15 protein-coding genes are annotated in these 17,216 nt (G+C 67.7%); 3 read left to right on the top strand and 12 right to left on the bottom strand.

What is annotated here, in order from left to right:
* Positions 1-43: 43 nt before the first annotated feature.
* From FB560_RS18600 to FB560_RS18585, 4 genes are all read right to left on the bottom strand, one after another.
* Positions 44-1,474, bottom strand: a complete 1,431-nt coding sequence (locus tag FB560_RS18600) for a GH1 family beta-glucosidase (protein ID WP_188895040.1) — start codon at positions 1,472-1,474, stop codon at positions 44-46.
* Positions 1,475-1,479: 5 nt separating this feature from the next.
* A complete protein-coding gene (locus FB560_RS18595; protein ID WP_141874195.1) occupies positions 1,480-2,370 on the bottom strand; it encodes a carbohydrate ABC transporter permease in 891 nt (296 codons plus the stop codon).
* A complete protein-coding gene (locus tag FB560_RS18590; RefSeq protein WP_141874194.1) occupies positions 2,367-3,410 on the bottom strand; it encodes a carbohydrate ABC transporter permease in 1,044 nt (347 codons plus the stop codon). The genes FB560_RS18595 and FB560_RS18590 overlap by 4 nt, the downstream gene beginning before the upstream one ends.
* Before the next feature lie 143 nt (positions 3,411-3,553).
* Positions 3,554-4,864: an ABC transporter substrate-binding protein gene (locus tag FB560_RS18585; protein WP_141874193.1), complete on the bottom strand. Its 1,311-nt coding sequence runs from the start codon at positions 4,862-4,864 to the stop codon at positions 3,554-3,556.
* Between the two features lie 238 nt (positions 4,865-5,102).
* On the opposite strand from FB560_RS18585, the gene FB560_RS18580 reads away from it, so the two are divergent.
* The 3 genes from FB560_RS18580 to purQ all read left to right on the top strand — a co-directional run bounded on the left by FB560_RS18580 (position 5,103) and on the right by purQ (position 6,651).
* A complete protein-coding gene (locus FB560_RS18580) occupies positions 5,103-5,636 on the top strand; it encodes an adenine phosphoribosyltransferase (protein ID WP_141874192.1) in 534 nt (177 codons plus the stop codon).
* Positions 5,637-5,698: 62 nt separating this feature from the next.
* Complete coding sequence (purS, locus tag FB560_RS18575; protein WP_141874191.1) at positions 5,699-5,947, top strand: phosphoribosylformylglycinamidine synthase subunit PurS; 249 nt, start codon at positions 5,699-5,701, stop codon at positions 5,945-5,947.
* Positions 5,944-6,651 carry a phosphoribosylformylglycinamidine synthase subunit PurQ gene (purQ, locus tag FB560_RS18570; protein WP_141874190.1) on the top strand — a complete coding sequence of 236 codons (708 nt, stop codon included), beginning with the start codon at positions 5,944-5,946 and terminating at the stop codon, positions 6,649-6,651. The genes purS and purQ overlap by 4 nt, the downstream gene beginning before the upstream one ends.
* Positions 6,652-6,687: 36 nt before the next feature.
* Here the strand turns inward: purQ and FB560_RS18565 are convergent, their stop codons facing one another.
* From FB560_RS18565 to FB560_RS18530, 8 genes are all read right to left on the bottom strand, one after another.
* The gene (locus FB560_RS18565; RefSeq protein WP_141874189.1) at positions 6,688-7,932 is read right to left on the bottom strand and encodes a glycoside hydrolase family protein; all 1,245 of its coding nucleotides are present in this window, start codon (positions 7,930-7,932) and stop codon (positions 6,688-6,690) included.
* 144 nt (positions 7,933-8,076) lie between these two features.
* Entirely contained in the window at positions 8,077-8,508 is a 432-nt protein-coding gene (locus FB560_RS18560) for a DUF1761 domain-containing protein (RefSeq protein ID WP_141874188.1), read from the bottom strand.
* A 57-nt stretch (positions 8,509-8,565) separates the two neighbouring features.
* The gene (locus tag FB560_RS18555; RefSeq protein WP_141874187.1) at positions 8,566-9,753 is read right to left on the bottom strand and encodes a Gfo/Idh/MocA family protein; all 1,188 of its coding nucleotides are present in this window, start codon (positions 9,751-9,753) and stop codon (positions 8,566-8,568) included.
* Positions 9,744-10,739, bottom strand: a complete 996-nt coding sequence (locus tag FB560_RS18550; protein WP_170198214.1) for a nucleoside hydrolase — start codon at positions 10,737-10,739, stop codon at positions 9,744-9,746. Before FB560_RS18550 ends, FB560_RS18555 begins: the two co-directional genes overlap by 10 nt.
* Positions 10,732-13,935 carry a hypothetical protein gene (locus FB560_RS18545; protein WP_141874185.1) on the bottom strand — a complete coding sequence of 1,068 codons (3,204 nt, stop codon included), beginning with the start codon at positions 13,933-13,935 and terminating at the stop codon, positions 10,732-10,734. The genes FB560_RS18550 and FB560_RS18545 overlap by 8 nt, the downstream gene beginning before the upstream one ends.
* A gap of 27 nt (positions 13,936-13,962) precedes the next feature.
* A complete protein-coding gene (locus FB560_RS18540) occupies positions 13,963-14,814 on the bottom strand; it encodes a carbohydrate ABC transporter permease (RefSeq protein WP_141874184.1) in 852 nt (283 codons plus the stop codon).
* A complete protein-coding gene (locus tag FB560_RS18535; RefSeq protein ID WP_141874183.1) occupies positions 14,807-15,745 on the bottom strand; it encodes a carbohydrate ABC transporter permease in 939 nt (312 codons plus the stop codon). The genes FB560_RS18540 and FB560_RS18535 overlap by 8 nt, the downstream gene beginning before the upstream one ends.
* Complete coding sequence (locus FB560_RS18530) at positions 15,745-17,004, bottom strand: ABC transporter substrate-binding protein (RefSeq protein ID WP_170198213.1); 1,260 nt, start codon at positions 17,002-17,004, stop codon at positions 15,745-15,747. Before FB560_RS18530 ends, FB560_RS18535 begins: the two co-directional genes overlap by 1 nt.
* Positions 17,005-17,216 lie beyond the last annotated feature (212 nt).

Genomic DNA, 17,216 nt, shown 5'->3' with positions numbered 1-17,216 from the left:
ATCCGACAGCGGGCCGGATGCTCCGAACCCGAGCCGCCCCAGCTCAGAGGCTGCGTGCGGCGATGATGCGAGCGTACTCCCGGCCCGAGTCCTTCACGCTCCGCTCCTGTGTGTCGTAGTCGACCCGCACGATGCCGAAGCGCTTGTCGTAGCCCCAGGCCCACTCGTAGTTGTCGAACATCGACCAGTAGAAGTAGCCGCGCACGTCGACGCCGGCCTCCGCGGCATCCAGCACCGCACCGAGGTGCAGGCGCAGGAACTCGGTGCGCTCGGCATCGTGCACCCGCGTCTCGCTCTCCTCCACCACCGCGACGTCGTCGTAGGCCGCGCCGTTCTCGGTCATGTACAGCACGGTGCCGGCCGGCTCGGCGTACTCGGTCCACACCCGCTGGAGCAGGCGGGTCAGCCCCTCGGGCTGCACCTCCCAGTTCTGCGCCGTGCGGGGCAGACCGCGCTCGACGTTGTGGATGTTCTCGAACGACGGGTACGGGCTGCGCACCTTGCGCTCGGTGTCCGGCACACTCTCGACGGCTGCCTCGACGGGCGCCGTGCCCGACAGGAAGTCGCCGTGGTAGTAGTTCACGCCCTGCGTGTCGATGTGCTGCGAGATGGTCTCGAGGTCGCCCTCGTGGATCGCGGCCTCGAACTGCGCGACGGCATCCGCATCGACCGCCCTGATGTCCTCCACGATGTCGGCCGGGTAGGCACCGCGGTAGATCGGGTCGAGGAACCAGCGGTTGAACTGTCCGTCGATCCGGCGCACGGCATCGAGGTCTCCGGCGTTCTGCGGGTCCGCGGCATCCGCGACCGTGTGATTCAGGGTGATCCCCAGATCGAGCGAGGAGTCACGACGACGCAGCTCGCGCACCGTCTCGCCGTGTGCGAGCAGCAGGTGGTGCGAGGCGAGGAGCCCCTCGGCGACGCTCGTGTGCCCCGGCGCATGCTCGCCGCCCGTGTAGGAGAGGAAGGACGAGCACCACGGCTCGTTCAACGTGGTCCACACGTTCACCCGGTCGCCGAGGGCGTCGTGCATGGTGCCCGCGTACTCGAGGAAGCGGTCGACCGTGTCGCGGTTCGTCCAGCCGCCCTTCTCCTGCAGCGCCTGCGGCATGTCCCAGTGGTACAGCGTGAGCCAGGGCAGGATGTCGGCCTCGAGCAGCGAGTCGACCAGCCGTTCGTAGAAGTCGACGCCCGCCGGGTTCACCGCACCGCCGTCCGGACGCACCCGCGACCAGGACGTCGAGAAACGATACGTCTGCAGTCCGAGCCGGGTCATCAGCGCGACGTCATCCGCATACCGGTGGTAGTGGTCGCACGCGATGTCGCCGTTGTCTCCCCCGATCACCGCGCCGGGAACGCGCGAGAACGCGTCCCAGATCGATGCGGTGCGGCCGTCCTCGAAGGCCGCACCCTCGATCTGGTAGGCGGCGGTCGCGGCACCGAAGAGGAAGTTCTCGGGGAAGGGGCGGGTCATGAAGGTCATCCTTTCACCGCGCCCGCCATGATGCCACTGACCAGCTGCCGACCCGCGACCACGAAGAGCACGAGAAGCGGAAGGGTCGCGAGCACCGCGCCGGCGAGCACGATCGAGTAGTCGACGTAGTAGCCGGACTGCAACTGGCTGAGCGCGGTCTGCAGCGTCGGATTCTGCGGGGAGAGCACGATGAGCGGCCAGAGGTAGTCCGTCCACGCGGTCATGAAGGTGAAGAGTCCGAGGATCGCCATGGCGGGCCGGGCCGCCGGGATGCCGACCGTGAGGAAGGTGCGGAACTGGTTCGCGCCGTCCATCCGTGCCGCCTCGATCAGCTCGTCGGGGATGACGTCGACCAGGTACTGCCGCATGAAGAACACACCGAACGCGGTGACGAGCGTCGGCACGATCACGGCGCCGATCGACCCGGTCCAGCCGAGCTCGCGCATCAGCATGAACAGCGGGATGATGCCCAGCTGCGTGGGGATCGCCATGGTCGCGATCACGAAGACCATGAGCCCCTCGCGTCCCTTGAACTTGAGCTTCGCGAAGGCGTAGCCGGCGAGCGTCGAGAAGGTGACGACCGAGATCGTGATGATCGCCGAGATGAGGAACGAGTTGCCCAGCGCCAACCAGAACGGGATCGCGTCGAACACCTTCGCGGCGTTCGCGAAGAAGTTGCCACCGGGGATCAGCGGCAGGGTCTCACCGCGCGTCGCGTTCGTGCCGCTCGCCACCACGACCGACCACCACAGCGGATAGACGCTGCCGATGATGAAGGCCGCGAGCAGGCCGTAGGTGAGGAATCCGGGCCGACTGCCGATTCCGGCCGTGCCGACGGACATGCTCCGACGGCGGCGGATCTTCTCGGGCACGCTCAGTGCCTGGGTGGCGGTCATCGTGCGTCCTTCTGGGTGGAGGTGCGGGCGCGGCGGCGCGCGGCGCGGTTCTTCGGGGCGTCGCCGGTGGAGATGCGGCGCGAGATCAGGAAGTTGATCACGCCGATCCCGACGATCAGCAGGAACAGCAGGATGGCGACCGCCGAGGCTTCCCCGAGGTTGCGGCGGAAGAACGCCAGCTCCCACAGGAACAGCACCGTGGTCTGGAACTGCCGGTCGCTGCCGCCGATGCCGCCCGCGGTCGAGACGTCGAACAGGCGGGGCTCCGCGAAGATCTGCAGACCGCCGATCGTCGCCGTGATGATCACGAAGATCAGGGTGGGACGGATCGTGGGGATCGTGATCGAGAAGAAGCGGCGCCCCGCACCCGCACCGTCGAGGGCGGCGGATTCGTAGAGGTCGCGCGGCACCGCCTGCATGGCGGCGAGGAGGATCAGGGCGTTGTAGCCCGTCCAGCGGAAGTTCACCATGACCGCGATCGCGATGTGCGACAGGGCGGTGTTGTGCTTCCACTCCTGATCGGCGATGCCGATGAGGTTCAGGAGGTTGTTGGCGAGGCCGTCCGCCTCGTTGAAGATGCTGGAGAAGATGATCGCCACGGCGACGGGGGTGACCACGAACGGGATGAGCACGCTCATGCGCCAGAACGTCGGCGCCCGCAGGCCCCGGTCCAGCAGGTAGGCGATCACGAGGGCGACGGCCAGCTGCGGGATCGCGGAGAGCAGGAAGATGCTCAGCGTGTTGCCGATCGAGTTCCAGAACATGGCGTCGCCGAGGATCTCGACGAAGTTCCCCACGCCCACGAAGTCACCCTCGCCCTTGAGCAGATCCCAGTCGTGCACGGCCACGTAGACCGTGTACAGCAGTGGGAACAGGCCCACCAGACCGAACAGGAGGAAGAAGGGCGAGATGTAGAAGTACGGGGAGGCGTTCTGGTCGAACCGGGACAGCCGGTGACGCCAGGGGCGCTTCGCCGGGGCATCCGGCACCTGGTCGGATGCCGCATCCCGGCGTTCCGCGGGCGGAGCCGTGAGAGTCATGGGGGGTCCTTGCGTGGGTCGTGCAGCGAATGGCATCCGAGCCCGCCGAGGGGCGCGACACCGTGCGGAGGTCTCGACAGGCTCGGCCATCCTGCTCCGGGCGGAGCCCGTGGCGGATCGCCGAGCCTGTCGAGGGGAGGGTGTCAGCCGACCAGGTCGTTCAGCAGCTGGATGGCCTGATCCCAGGCGCCCTTGGTGTCGGTCTCGCCGCGGTCGAGGCTGCTCAGAGCCGGACCGAAGACGTTCTCCTGGATGACCGAGTCATCCGCACCCTTGAACTGCGCAACGACGCCCTTGGCACGCTCGGCGAGGATCGCTCCGGTGGGAGCGTCGTTGAAGAACGCGTTCGGCGTCGCATCTGCGGCCAGCGTCTCCTGCGCCTTGATCGTGGACGGGAAGTTGCCCGCAGCAGCGGACTGCTTGACCTGCTGGTCGGGCTGCGTCAGCCAGTCGGCGAGCTCAGCGGCTGCCTTCTTGTGCTCCGAGGACTCGGGGATCGACAGGAATGCGCCACCCCAGTTGGCTGCTCCGCCCGGGAAGACGTCGGCGAAGTCCCACCCGGTGGACGCGTCGCCGCCGCCGGCTTCGACCTGACCCTGCACGACGCCGAGCATCCAGCCCGGGCACACGAAGGTGGCGAAGGTGCCGTCGACGAACGACTTGCCGCCGTTCCAGTCCCACGCGGTCTGCGCGGCGGACTGGCCGCCCTCGGTCGCGGCGCCCAGCTGCTCGAAGCGCGCCTTGAGCTCGTCGTTGCCCTCGACGTTCAGCTCGCCGTCCGCGGTGTAGTAGCCCTCATCGAGCTGGTTGACCATGGCGTTCCAGACGAAGCCGGAGTGGTCGTACCAGGCCTTGCCGGTCTTGGCGGTGTAGTCGGCGCCGACGGAGAAGTAGTTCTCCCAGTCGCCGTTGAGCAGCTCGGCCACGGACTCGCGATCGCTCGGCAGGCCGGCCGCTTCGAACGCGGCACCGTTGTAGCAGATGCCCGAGGGACCGATGTCGGTGCCGTAGCCGATCACGCGACCCTCGGCATCCGTCGCCTGACCGTACTTCCAGTCGACCCAGTCGTCCTTGCGGTCCTCGATGCCGTAGTCGCGCAGGTCGACGAAGGTGTCGGACACGTCCATGATCGCGCCGAGCCAGCCTTCCTCGATCGCGACGACGTCGCTGAGGCCGGAACCGGCGGCGATCTTGGTGAACGCGTCGGTGCGGGCGTTGCCGCCCGTGTCGATGTTGGTCGCCTCGATCGTCACGTTCGGGTGGAGCTTCTCGTACTCCTTGTACAGGTCTTCGTAGCCGAAGGTGCCGAAGGTGGTCACGGTCAGCGTGACGTCTTCATCGGCGCTGGGCTCTTCGGCGTCTCCGGCGTTGGCAGAGCAGCCGGCCAGGGCGAGGGCGGATACGGATGCCGCGGCGGCAATCGTCAGGATCCGGCGGCGGGCACGTGTGTTCACAAGTCACTCCTTTGTGCGGGTTTTCGTGCGGTGATGGTGCTTTCGGGGATTCGTGGGAGCGCTCCCACGAACTGAGCAGTCACTCTATGGGAGCGCTCCCACGAATGTCAAGCGAGTGCCGTGGCGGACGATTCGCGGACACGTCGACGTTCGGCGGAGGAATCCCGGAGATCTCTCCGCGAATCGTCACCGGCTCCGCGGATCGTCGGGATGCAGGGAACGCGGGTAATCTTGCCCGGTGCCCGAAGCCGAACTCTCCCCTGCCCTCACCCGCGCCGCCTCCCTGATCCGGAGCATCCCGGACTACCCCGAGCCCGGCATCGTGTTCCGCGACATCACGCCGCTGCTCGCGGACGCCGAGGCGCTGAAGGCCACGACCGAGGCGATCCTGGAACCGTTCGCCGGTCAGTTCGACGTGGTCGCCGGCATCGAGGCACGCGGGTTCATCCTCGCCGGCGCCGCTGCCATCGCCGCGGGAGTCGGGCTCATCCCGATCCGCAAGGCGGGCAAGCTCCCCCGCCCCGCGGCATCCGTCGACTACGCACTCGAGTACGGCACCGCCACGATCGAGATGCACGACGATCTGCCCGCCGGATCCCGCGTCCTGCTGATCGATGATGTCCTCGCCACCGGTGGCACGCTCGCCGCAGGACGCCAGCTCGTCGAGGAACTCGGCAGCCACGTCATCGGCATCTCCGTGCTGTTCGAGATCGACGGCCTCGGCGGTCGGGACCTGATCGGCGACTTGCACACCGTCTTCCACGCGGAATAACGCGCCCGGCGCGGGCCGGTAGACTGAGGGCGCCAGCCTTCCCGCGACTTCCGGAGCCTTTCATGCCCACCATCGTCGTCGACGTCATGCCCAAGCCCGAACTGCTCGACCCGCAGGGGAAGGCCGTCTCCGGAGCGTTCACGCGTCTCGGCGTCGAGGGCTTCACCGATGTCCGCATCGGCAAGCGCTTCGAGCTCACCGTCGAGGGCGAGGTCACCGACGAGCTGCTCGCCGAGGCGAAGCGCGTCGCCGACGAGGTGCTCTCCAACTCCGTGATCGAGGATGTCGTCGGCATCGAGGTCGTCGAATGACCGCACGCATCGGCGTCGTCACCTTCCCGGGTTCGCTCGACGACCGCGACGCCCAGCGCGCCGTACGCATCGCGGGCGCGGAGCCGGTCGCCCTGTGGCACGGCTCGCACGACCTCGAAGGCGTCGACGCACTGGTGCTCCCCGGCGGCTTCAGCTACGGCGACTACCTGCGTGCCGGTGCGATCGCCGCGCTGTCGCCGATCATGAGCGAGGTCAAGGATGCCGCGGCGAAGGGCATGCCCGTGCTCGGCATCTGCAACGGCTTCCAGATGCTCGTCGAGGCGCACCTGCTGCCCGGCGGCCTGATCCGCAACGACCACCAACACTTCGTGCGCCGCGACCAGAAGCTCACCGTCGCGAACTCCGACACCGCGTGGACGAACACGTTCCGCACCGGCCAGGAGATCGTGATCCCGCTGAAGAACGGCGACGGCGGCTACATCGCCGACGACGAGACGCTCGATCGCCTCGAAGGCGAGGGTCTCGTGGCCTTCCGCTACGCGGGCGTGAACCCGAACGGCTCACTGCGCGACATCGCGGGACTCACGAACGAGGACGGCAACGTCGTGGGCCTCATGCCGCACCCCGAGCACGCGGTCGAGCCCGGCTTCGGCCCCGACACGGCGGTCGCGATGCGTTCCGGTATCGACGGCATCGGCTTCTTCGTGAGCGCGATCGCCGCCGTCGCCCGCGTCGCCGCGTAACCCCTCGGCCCGAAAGGGTGGCCGGACCGCTGCCGGTCAGTCGGTCGGCAGGCGGAAGGGGTTGTCCCCGGCCGCCGCGAGCAGGTACCACGCGGTCGTCCCGGTGTGCAGGCTGGCGTAGTAGAGATCGCCGAATCCGGAGTCCAGGCCGTCCGTCGAGGTCGCGACGATGCCTTTGCCATCGCCGTTCAGGGCATCGCGCTGCGCCAGACGGATGCCGGAAAGCAGCGACTCCGCACGGGCCGCGTCGCCCGGACCGCCGCGCAGCTTCAGCGACAAGGCCAGGTGGCCGCTGCCTTCGAACCAGACCTTCGACACATCGGTGCCGCTGATCGACGGACCGCTGTACGGGCCGTCCGTGGCGATGAGGTGCGCGAGGGTCCAGTCGAGGGCGGCGCCGTAACGGGCGTCGCCGGTACCGAGGTAGCTCCACGTCTGCGCGTCGAGGGGTACCGGGTAGGTGTTGACGGTGGATCCGTCCAGCAGCGTGCCGGTGTCGACGTGCCCGTCTGCGGCCTGCATCGCCGTCACGAAGTTCGCGGCGACAGCGGCACGATCCGCCCACACCGTGTCACCGGTGAGTGCGGCCAGCTGCGAGAAGAAGCCGGCGATGTCGGTGTTGTGCTCCGTGGACTTCCACACGAGCGAGGTGCCGTCCTCGAGCTGCCCGCCGGTGTACCCGTAGGGGACGCGCACGGTGTCGGCCGTGTTCGCCTGAATCCACTGCGCGACCTCGACCGCACCGTCGAGGTACTTCTGATCGCCGGTCGCGTGGAACAGCCGCGCGAGCGCCATCCCCACCCACGCCTGATTCCCGGTGAAGGTTCCCGGTCCCGTGATCTCCACCCGGCCCTGCCGGATGCCGTGCGGCTCGTAGGACGCGCGGGTGCGGCCGTCGCCGATCGGATCGTTCGCCTGCACGAAGAGCAGGGTGTCGCCGATCGCCCTGGCGCGGCGGATGTCGTCGGGGAGGCCTCTCGCCGTGTACGCGATCACGACCAGCGCATCGTCGTAGACGAAGGAGGGCGTGAAGTCCCAGGTCGGAGTGGTGAAGAATCCGCCCTGGTAGCTGCGCGGGAGGCAGTGCCCGTCACCGTCACAGAACTCGTCGACGCGGGCATCCAGGAACTCGTAGGCCAACGAGACGGAGAGTTCCGGATCGGCGGTGGCATCCGGGACAGCGGATCCTGATGCGGCCGGGACCGCGCCCGCCACCAGGAGGCCCGCCGCGAGCGCGGCTGCGAGCATCCACGGCGCCGATCGGCGCGACGAATACGACATGAAGACCCTCCCGGTCTGAACCGCGCGCGATCCATGCACGCAGGCAGCCAGAAGGCCGCGGGGAGAGTTTGTCACGTCGCAGGCGATCAGGGAAGCCCTGTGAACCCCTGTTTCCGCTCCTTTATGAGATTTTTCGGAACTCGCTCAGCCCATCAATGCCGGCGGCCACACCCCGATCAGCACGCCCATGACGACGACCGTGACGAGCTCGTGCGCGATGTTGAGAGTCGTGAGTGCGGTGGGGCGTCCTTCGAAGGCGTCGTGCGTGATGAATCGCGCGGCCGTGAAGCCCGCCCACAGCGTGACCGCCGTGACGATCGCGCCCCAGAAGAAGGATCCGCCGTAGAAGTGCCAGGCGATGGCGGATGCTCCGGCGAGCACCCATGCCGTGATGAAGCTCACGATCACGGTCGTGATGATGGCCATCGTCGCGCTCGCGGCGGGGCGGTCCATGTCGACGTTCGCGAGCTTCGACCACCGCGTCCCGAACACCTTCGGCGTGTACCAGATCGAGCCGACGATCATGCTCGACGCGGTGGCCAGCAGAACGGCCCAGTAGTTGATCTCGGGAACCATGATTCCTCCTCGAATCGATGCGGTCAGACTACTCCTGAGACCGCTCGATTCCGGGCTTCATCCGCGCCCCGTGCGCACCGCCGCGTCGAGCTGGCCGCCGTCGAAGTACGTGCGGATCGCCGGATCGAGCTCGACCACCCGTTGAGGTGCCGCACCGCTCCGGATCGACGTGGTCGCCGCGATCCCGGCCGCGACGCTGTCCCGTGCGGCGACCGGCGAGGTCTCGAGAGTTCTGTCCCCGCGGAGAAAGCCGAGGAACTCCTCGACGATCGCCACATCCGCCCCGCCGTGGGTGCCCTCGCCGAGAGGGATCTCGAAGTCCGCGTCGCCCTGCCCGTTGTACTCCGACCGCCGGTTCCACAGGCGCACGATCCCTCCGTCGGAGTCGCCGAAGTTCTCCAGCCGCCCTTCGGTGCCGATGACGGTGTAGTTGCGCCAGTAGTCGGGCGCGAACGCGCACTGCTGATACGTGGCGAGCACGCCGTTGTCGAGCCGCATCGTCATGAGCGAGACGTCCTCGATGTCGATCACCGGGTTGAGTTCCTTCTGCGCGAGCGGGGGCCAGTTGTCGTAGCTGGCGAGCGTTCCCATCATCCGGTCGGAGTTGTCGCGACGGTCCTCGATCCCGCCGTAGACCATGAGGTCCCCCATCGCGACGACGTCCCTGCTGGGCGCCCCTGCGAGCCAGTGGATCACGTCGATGTCGTGCGCGCCCTTCTGGAGCAGCAGTCCGGTCGTCTTCTCGCTCTCGGCGTGCCAGTCCTTGAAGTAGAAGTCCCCGCCGTGGCCGATGAAGTGCCGGCACCAGATCGTCTTGACCTCGCCGATCGTCCCCCGGTCGATCAGGTCCTTCAGCAGTCGGACCATCGGCATGTGCCGCATGTTGTGGCCGATCGCGAGACGCGTGCGGGTGCGATACGCGGCATCGAGGATGCGGTCGGCGTCGTCGATCCGCGTCGCGATCGGCTTCTCGAGATACACGGGGATCCCGGCCTCGAGCAGGTCGACGGCGACCTCGGCGTGGGTGTGATCGGGAGTCAGCACGAACACCGCGTCGAGATCGAACGCGGCGAGCGCACGATGGTCGGGGACGACCGCGACCGATGGCCCGAACAGTTCCCTGGCCCGATCCTCTCCCCGTGGCGCGGGGTCGGCGACCACGACGATCTCCGCACCGAATCGCGGGATGTACGTGGCGAGTTCGGCGCGGGATCCCGCGCCCGCCACTCCGATCCTCAGGACCATGCCTCGACCTCGCTCACGCTCGCGGAGATGCTTCCGACCGGCTGGCGCGGCGGACGCCCCAGATGGTCGTCGATGATGTCGGCGACCTGCTCCGCCGATGAGACGACCTTCGCATAGCGGTGGTCCCCGTCGGCGGATGCCGTCCAGAGTGTTCGCGCGATGTCATCGACGGCGACGGTGCCCGGCTCGCTCCAGGCGATATGACCCTCGAGCTCGGATGCGCTGAGCATCACGGCGAGCAGATCCCAGCTCGGGCGTCCTGTGCCCTTGCCGCTGTGCAGCGCGTAGGCGATCGCGACGGGGCTGTCATCGCCCTGGGTCAGCGGCAGCGTGCGCCCGGTGATCACGTCGGCGGCGGTCTCCCACCCCACGAAGTCGATCGACCCCGGCCACTCCCCGAGGAACCTCGCGGTCTGCCCGACATCGTGGACGAAGTTCGTCTCGGAGACCGGTTCCGCACCGCGCTCCGGCCGGGCTCGTCGCCCGAAGACTCCGCCCATCACGACCGTCCTGGCGACCTTGGCGCGCACCAGCTCCCGACCGGCGAGCGGGGCCGAGGCATCCGCGGGGGAGTCCAGCAGTGCGACCAGATTCCCGAAATACCCGATCGAGACGAGGGTGACCGAACCGTCATCCGCATCAGCCAGTGCCGCGCGCAGCACGTCGACGGCGGGCGGCATGCGATCGGGAGTGGCGGCGGACGGATGCATCCTGCTGATCGCCCGCGCATAGTCCTCCGGCCCGATCGCATCCGTGGTCGGATGCAGGATGCCGACGGGCAGCTCGGGGCGCCCGTAGTAGCCGTTCAGCACCCGGGCCGCGCTGTGGCTCCAATGCCCCGAGGTGTTGATCCCGATGCCGAGGATCCGCACGCGGTCCTCGTCGGCCAGGGCGTGCGCCACCGCGAGCGCCCCGGCGTCGTCGACGTCGTCGCAGAGGTCGGTCTCGATCAGGATCGGCACGGGGTGGTGCCGGTGGTCAGTCATTGCGCGAGATGAGGATGTCATCGACAGAGAGCGCCCCTCCATTGTGCAGGCCCCAGATGAGGCGGTAGTCGGTGTGGTTGCCGGTCGTGAACGTGACGGATCTCTTCCGCACGGTGCCGACCGGGTCCGTCCATTCGGTCACGCCCCGATCGCTCGGGGCTCCCGTCGCCTGGGAGCGGGCGAGGAAGTAGAAGTTGCCGCCGCTCCCGGGGACGGCGCCGGTCTTGGTGGCGAACTCGACGGTGTACGACGCGTTGGCGGCGAGCGCGATCGTCGCGGGGTCGGAGTACAGGAACTCGTACCAGTCCGTCGTCGTCGGCGCCGCGCCGTAGGCGGAACGCGTCCCGGAGATGATCTGGGCAGGCACGCTCGTGATGGTTCCGTATGTACCCCCGAATCCGCCGGTGAAGTGGCTCGTCGCGAACGACCCCGTCTCGAACCCGAAGAGCACGCCGCCGTGCACGAGCGGGTTGCTGCGCGTGAGCAGCACGGTGTCCCCCTTCGCCATCGTGAAGGTCGCGGTCGTCACCGAAAGCCCGAGCAGGGCTCCCGCTCCCGTGTCGTAGAGAGGCCCCGCTGCCGGCACGGTCACGGTCTTCGTCCCCGCGGTCTTCGCGTGCAGGCTGATCCAGGAGGCGTTGGCCTCGAGGTTGTCGTCCCCGCTCGTGTAGACGTGCACCCCGGCCTCGCCGTACAGCTTCCGCAGCACGGGCGACGGGATGGGGGGCGTACTGGCGAGCACCGAGGTCCACCCGCTCAGCGCCTTCTTCGCGATCACGGGGCGCGGCGTGCTCTCGGTGGAGCGGGCCAGCGTCGTGTATCCGCTCCCGGTGGGCAGGAAGAGCGGTTCGAGGGCGATCTCGCCACCGAAGGTCTCGGTGACACCGGGGAACGCCGTCGTGTCGAGTTGGTAGCTCATCGGCGCGAGCCCGGCGTTCTTGACCTTCGTGATGGTGATGTCGTCGACCACGACCTCTCCCCCGTCGTGGATGCCCCAGATCAGGTAGTAGTCGCTGTAGTTCTTGAGCGTGAACTCGAACTCCTTCGTGTAGATCGCCCCCGGTGCGTCGCTCCACTGGTTCGAGCCGACGTCCTGCGGGACTCCCCCGCTGCCGGTGCGGGCGACGAAGTAGAAGTAGGCACCGGCGCCAGGCGCGGTGATCGTGCGCCCGCGGAACTTCACCCGATACGTAGCGTTGGCCTCGAGCACGATCGACGCGGGCTTCGTGTAGAGGTACTCGTGCCAGTCGGTCGTGGTGGGGGCGCTGCCCTTGACCGATCGCGTCCCGCCGATCACCTGGCCTGCCGTGGTGATGATCGACCCGGAGGCTCCGCCCGCGCCGGCGGAGTATCCGGTGCTCGCGAAGGTGCCGGATTCGAAGTCCTCGCTGTTCAGGGGCGTGCTCGGGTCGGGCGGTGACGCCGTGGGAGCGTTGACCTGCGTGAGACTGAACCCGGTCAGCGTCTCGACGTCGGCCTTCGAGAGCCCGGTGTCTCCCGCGTATCCGGGCGCCCAGCCCCAGACGAGCGTGCGGCCACCGGACTTGAGCGCGGTGATCGCTGCCCGCTGGGCGGCGTTCAGCCGGAAGGCGTCGGGGAACACGTAGACCTTGTAGTGCGTGGGGACCAGCCCGTCGACGAGGTCGTCGATGGTGAAGCGGTCGAAGGGTGCTCCCGCGCGGCTCAGCTCGCCGATGCCCTGGCGGCTGCCGAGCGAAGGGCCTTCGTAGAGCTTGGCCGTCGTGTCGGTCTCACCGCCGAGCACGAGCTCGGCGGTCGGCACGCTGATCACGGCGACCTCCGAGGACCGGGCGCGCGAGACGTTCATCGAGTAGTCGCCCCAGTGCTTGAGCTTCGCGAACTCCGCACCGAATGCAGGATCGGCGTACCAGAGTCCCGAGGAGTGATCCATGTACCACATGCCGGTTCCGTGAGTCACGGCCTGTCCGAAAGCGCGACGGATGATGCCGAGGGATTCGGCCATGGTGGTCGCGTAGATGAACAGGATGGGGCTCTGCGCGAGGTGCGTGCGGTCGTCGGCCTCGTCGATGAAGAGCTTGCCGTGCAGCGCGAGGCTCTCGGTGTAGGTGCGGTAGGCGCCGTCATCACCGGGAGCACGGCGATAGTAGGAGTGCGGCGAGGTGACCAGATCGACGGAGTCGAGCCGGTGCAGTGCGGCCACGGCGCGGTGGTGCTGCTCCTGCGGCATGTACCCCTGATCGGGGGTGTAGCCGTAGAGGACCGAGGTGAGCAGCGTGCCGTCGCTCTCGTCCTTGACGATCGAGGCGAAGTGATCGATGGCCTCCACCACGACACGGTGATGACTCTCGTAGTAGTCCAGCACGCGGCGGGACGCGGCCGGATCGCGGAACAGCCCGTTCGCCGTCTCCCGTCGCTCCCCCGTGCCGGGGATCACCACGGTGTCGAAGGTGACGGTGGGATCGCCCCACGCGGCGCGGAGCTGCGCGACGCTGTTCGCGTATTTCGATTTGAGATGCCCGATCCAGGCGGCGCGCATGGCCTCGCTCGTGTCGGGCAGGTACTCCGCGTTGTAGCAGAGCCACTCGCCGTAGAGTCCGCCGGCGATCGTGATGCCCATGGTCCGGTCGCCCTGCGGTCCGTCCAGGATGTGCCGCACCATCGTGCGGAGCTTGGCACCCGCCTCCGTGCGCCAGGTCGCAGAGGCGAAGGAGGCGTCGCGGGGGACCTCGGCCGTTCCGGGGTCGATCGCGTAGTCGACCAGGTCGTCGGGGTGGGTGTCGAGCCACCATTTGGGGGCCCACAGGTGTACGCGCGGCATCGCGTAGCCATTCGGCACACGGTCCTCGAACGTCTGCATCACACGGTCGATGATCGTGAACTCCTGCACACCTGCGCCGGTCCATCCGAGGTCGAGGAAGGTGTCCTTCTCGATGAACGAGTAGAACTCGACACCGGCGTCGCTGAAGGTCTGGCCGTCGGCGACGGAGACCTCCTGCTCGAACAGGTACATCGGGAAGCGCGGGGCGTCGTCGACGAAGAGGCACGGTGCCCCGCGATGGGTCCCCACGCGGAACGCCGGTCGCCCCGACGTCGTCGTGAGCGGATGCACCGAGCTGCCGGTGCCCGCGAAGGCGGATGCTGGTCGGGCATTGCCGTCGACGAGCGCGATCAGCAGGGGTGCCGTCATGACACCGAGGAACGTACGTCTCTTCATCGAGCTGTCCTTTCGAAGGGGAGGGTCTCAGCCTTTGAGACCCGAGAAGGCGATGCCCTCGATGACCTGGCGCTGCATCACGAGGAACAGGATCATGATCGGCAGCATCGCCATGAGCGCCGCGGCGAGCATGGAGGGGTACTCCGAGCCGTGCTCTCCCGTGAAGGAGGCCAGCCCGACGGCGAGCGGCATCATGTCCTGACTGTTGACGATCACGAGCGGCCACAGCAGCGACGACCAGGACGCGAGGGCGGTGAGGATCGCGAGGGCGCTCAGCCCAGGACGGGCCAGCGGGAGCATGACCTGCCAGAACACCTGGCCGGGGTTCGCCCCGTCGAGCCGCGCCGCCTCCTCGAGCTCCTTGGGCAGTCCGAGGAAGAACTGGCGCATCATGAAGATCCCGAACGCGTTCACGAGTCCCGGCACGACGATGCCGGCGAAGGAGTTGAGCCAGCCGAGGCTCTGCACGGTCTGGTACTGGGGGATGAGCAGCAGCGTGCCCGGCACCATCAGCATCGACAGCACGACCGCGAACAACGGCCCCTTCGCGAAGAAGCGCATGCGGGCGAACGCGTATCCCCCGAGCGCGCACAGGATGAGCGTCGCCACGGTCGTCAGCACGGTGATGATGACGGTGTTCAGCATCTGGCGCAGGAACGGCACCTGGGTGAAGACGCCGATGTAGTTGTCGAGGTTCCACTGCGTCGGCCAGAGCGTCGGCGGCACCGACGTGATCTGACCGTTCGTCATGAACGTGGCCAGCAGCTGGTAGATGAACGGCGACACCATCACGACGCCGCCGACCAGCAGCACGGCGTGCGCTCCGAGGTGCCGACCGGTGCGCTGTCCCCGGCGCTTCTGCGCGGTGCGGTCACTCATAGTGCACCCACTTCTTCTGGAGGCGGAACTGGATGGCGGTGAGGACGGCGATCATGACGATGATCACGACTCCGATCGCCGTCGCGTAGCCCTTGTCGTTCTGCAGGAAGCCCTCGTTGTAGAAGAAGTAGACGAGGGTCTGCGACCGGGCGGCGTTGGGGCCGGTGCCGAGCATCACGAAGATCAGGTCGAACACCTGGAATCCTCCGATCAGCGTCAGCACGCTGATGAAGAAGATCGTCGGAGTGAGCAGGGGAAGCGTGATGTTGCGGAACTGACGCCCGGGGCTCGCCCCGTCGATCGAGGCGGCCTCGTACAGGTCGGGCGGGATGCTGGAGAGCCCCGCACTGAACACGATGATGTTGAAGCCGAGAGACAGCCAGATGCCGACGATGGCGACGGCCACGAGGGAGAGCCCCGGCGTCGACAGCCAGTACGGTCCGGGGATGCCGAAGAGACCGAGGAAGGCGTTGATGAGGCCGAAGTCGCCGCTGTAGAGCATCCGCCACACGATCGCCACCGCGACCGGCATGGTGACGACCGGCAGGAAGTAGAGCGTGCGGTAGAGGCCCTTGAACCGGAGCCCCGGCCGGTTGATGAGCGCCGCGAGATACACGGCGATCGGCACGTTGAGCATCACGATGGCGGTGTAGATGGCGGTGTTGCCGAGGGCGAGGGCGAAGTCGGGATCGCTGAACAGGCGGACGTAGTTGTCGACCCCGGTCCAGCTCACGTCGCCGAAGAAGCCCCAGGTGGTGAAGCTGTAGTAGAACGTGCGCAGGAGCGGCCAGATGAAGAAGATCGCCAAGGGCACCAGGATCGGCACCAGGAAGATCCACGGCCAGACGCCGTCGTACTTGCGCGTGCGCCGCACGGGGCGGGCGGTGACCGGAGCCACCACCCGCCCGCGACTCGCTGTGGTGGTGGTCATCACTTCTTCTCGGCGGCGAGCACCTCGTTCATCGCGGCGGCCAGCTGCGTGCAGGCCTCCTCGACGGTGAGCTCCCCACTCCACGCCTTGGAGAGGTACTCGTTCTCGAGCGTGTTCCAGGCCGCCGTGTTGAGCGACACCGGGTACGGAGCCGCGTGCTCCGCCTGGTCACTGAACAGCGACAGGTCCCACTGGGGGAAGGCATCCGTGAAGCTCGAGGCGACGCCGTTGTAGGCGGGGATGCCGAGCCCGGCAGCCCCGTAGAGCTCCTGCGCCTTCTTCGAGCCGAGGAAGGCCTGGAACGTCTGCGCGGCCTCCTTGTTCTCCGAGTAGGCGGAGACCGCATCCGCGCCGCCCTGGATCGTGGTGACGAGGTCGGACTCACCGGTCGGCAGCGGGGCCACCGCGACGGTGTCGGCGATCTCGCTGTCCTTCAGCGAGTTCGCGTTCCACGGGCCCGACCACATCATGGCGAGCTTGCCCGAGGTGAAGTACTGCGGGATCGGGGTGTCGGTGATCTGCGCGACCGACGGGGAGACGCCTGCCTGGGCCAGGTCGACCCAGAGCTTGACGCCGGCGATCGTGCCGGGGTCGTCGTATCCGGAGGTGGTGCCGTCTGCGGAGATGACCTCGCCACCCGACTGGTAGATGGTGTTGTAGGAGGTCTCCTGACCGGTCCACGGGGCGGCGGCGGCGCCGAAGACGCCCTCGGAGCCCAGCGCATCGCTGATGGCCGTGGCCGCGGCGACGAAGTCCTGCTGCGTCCACCCCTCGGCCGGGTAGTCGACGCCCGCGCGGTCGAAGAGGTCGGTGTTGTACCAGACACCCATCGTCGAGTAGCCGGTGGGGGCCGCGTAGAGCTCGTCGTCGAAGGTGTAGCTCTGGATGGACGCGTCAGGGAAGTTCGCCGGGTCGAATCCCTGGGCGGTGTCGATCGCGGCGAGCGCGCCGTTGGTCGCGTACAGACCCGCGTTCGGCTCGTTGATCCAGAACACATCAGGAAGCGTCTTGCTCGACGCCTGGGTCTGCAGCTTGGTCCAGTACTGGTCCCAGGGCAGTGCCTGGATGTTGACCGTGATCTCGGGGTGTTCCTCGTTGAACGCGGCGATCACGTCCTTGTAGGGCTCCAGGGCGTTCGCGTCCCAGATCACGTAGTTGATGGTGCTCTCTCCGCCTTCTGCGGCGGGGCCGGCGCCGGAGGCGCAGCCTGCCAGGCTGAGGGAGAGGACGGAGACGGCGGCGACGGCGCTCACAGTCATTCGCTGACGGTTCATTGTCTGCTGATTCCTTTTGCTCGGGTGCGAGGGGGTACGGCGATCGTGCGCGAGCAGTGACGACCTCGGCACGCCTGGATGACATCTGGCGATATAATAATCCAAGTTGGCATTAAAATTAAACGACAGCGCAGATCGCTGTCAAGCACGAGATTCCGCGCGGATCCATCGAGAGGGAATCGGCGCGGACGCGCGCT

Source organism: Microbacterium saperdae (genome assembly GCF_006716345.1).
In the GTDB taxonomy this organism is placed as follows: Bacteria; Actinomycetota; Actinomycetes; order Actinomycetales; family Microbacteriaceae; genus Microbacterium; species Microbacterium saperdae.
The sequence above is the reverse complement of the archived record's forward strand: the minus strand, read 5'-3'. Positions and strand labels throughout refer to the sequence as shown.

Coding starts and splice junctions, on each gene's coding strand:
- FB560_RS18600 (WP_188895040.1), bottom strand. CDS start 1,474: ATGACCCGCCCCTTCCCCGAGAACTTCCTCTTCGGTGCCGCGACCGCC.
- FB560_RS18595 (WP_141874195.1), bottom strand. CDS start 2,370: ATGACCGCCACCCAGGCACTGAGCGTGCCCGAGAAGATCCGCCGCCGT.
- FB560_RS18590 (WP_141874194.1), bottom strand. CDS start 3,410: ATGACTCTCACGGCTCCGCCCGCGGAACGCCGGGATGCGGCATCCGAC.
- purS (WP_141874191.1), top strand. CDS start 5,699: ATGCCCACCATCGTCGTCGACGTCATGCCCAAGCCCGAACTGCTCGAC.
- purQ (WP_141874190.1), top strand. CDS start 5,944: ATGACCGCACGCATCGGCGTCGTCACCTTCCCGGGTTCGCTCGACGAC.
- FB560_RS18565 (WP_141874189.1), bottom strand. CDS start 7,932: ATGTCGTATTCGTCGCGCCGATCGGCGCCGTGGATGCTCGCAGCCGCG.
- FB560_RS18560 (WP_141874188.1), bottom strand. CDS start 8,508: ATGGTTCCCGAGATCAACTACTGGGCCGTTCTGCTGGCCACCGCGTCG.
- FB560_RS18555 (WP_141874187.1), bottom strand. CDS start 9,753: ATGGTCCTGAGGATCGGAGTGGCGGGCGCGGGATCCCGCGCCGAACTC.
- FB560_RS18550 (WP_170198214.1), bottom strand. CDS start 10,739: ATGACTGACCACCGGCACCACCCCGTGCCGATCCTGATCGAGACCGAC.
- FB560_RS18545 (WP_141874185.1), bottom strand. CDS start 13,935: ATGAAGAGACGTACGTTCCTCGGTGTCATGACGGCACCCCTGCTGATC.
- FB560_RS18540 (WP_141874184.1), bottom strand. CDS start 14,814: ATGAGTGACCGCACCGCGCAGAAGCGCCGGGGACAGCGCACCGGTCGG.
- FB560_RS18535 (WP_141874183.1), bottom strand. CDS start 15,745: ATGACCACCACCACAGCGAGTCGCGGGCGGGTGGTGGCTCCGGTCACC.
- FB560_RS18530 (WP_170198213.1), bottom strand. CDS start 17,004: ATGACTGTGAGCGCCGTCGCCGCCGTCTCCGTCCTCTCCCTCAGCCTG.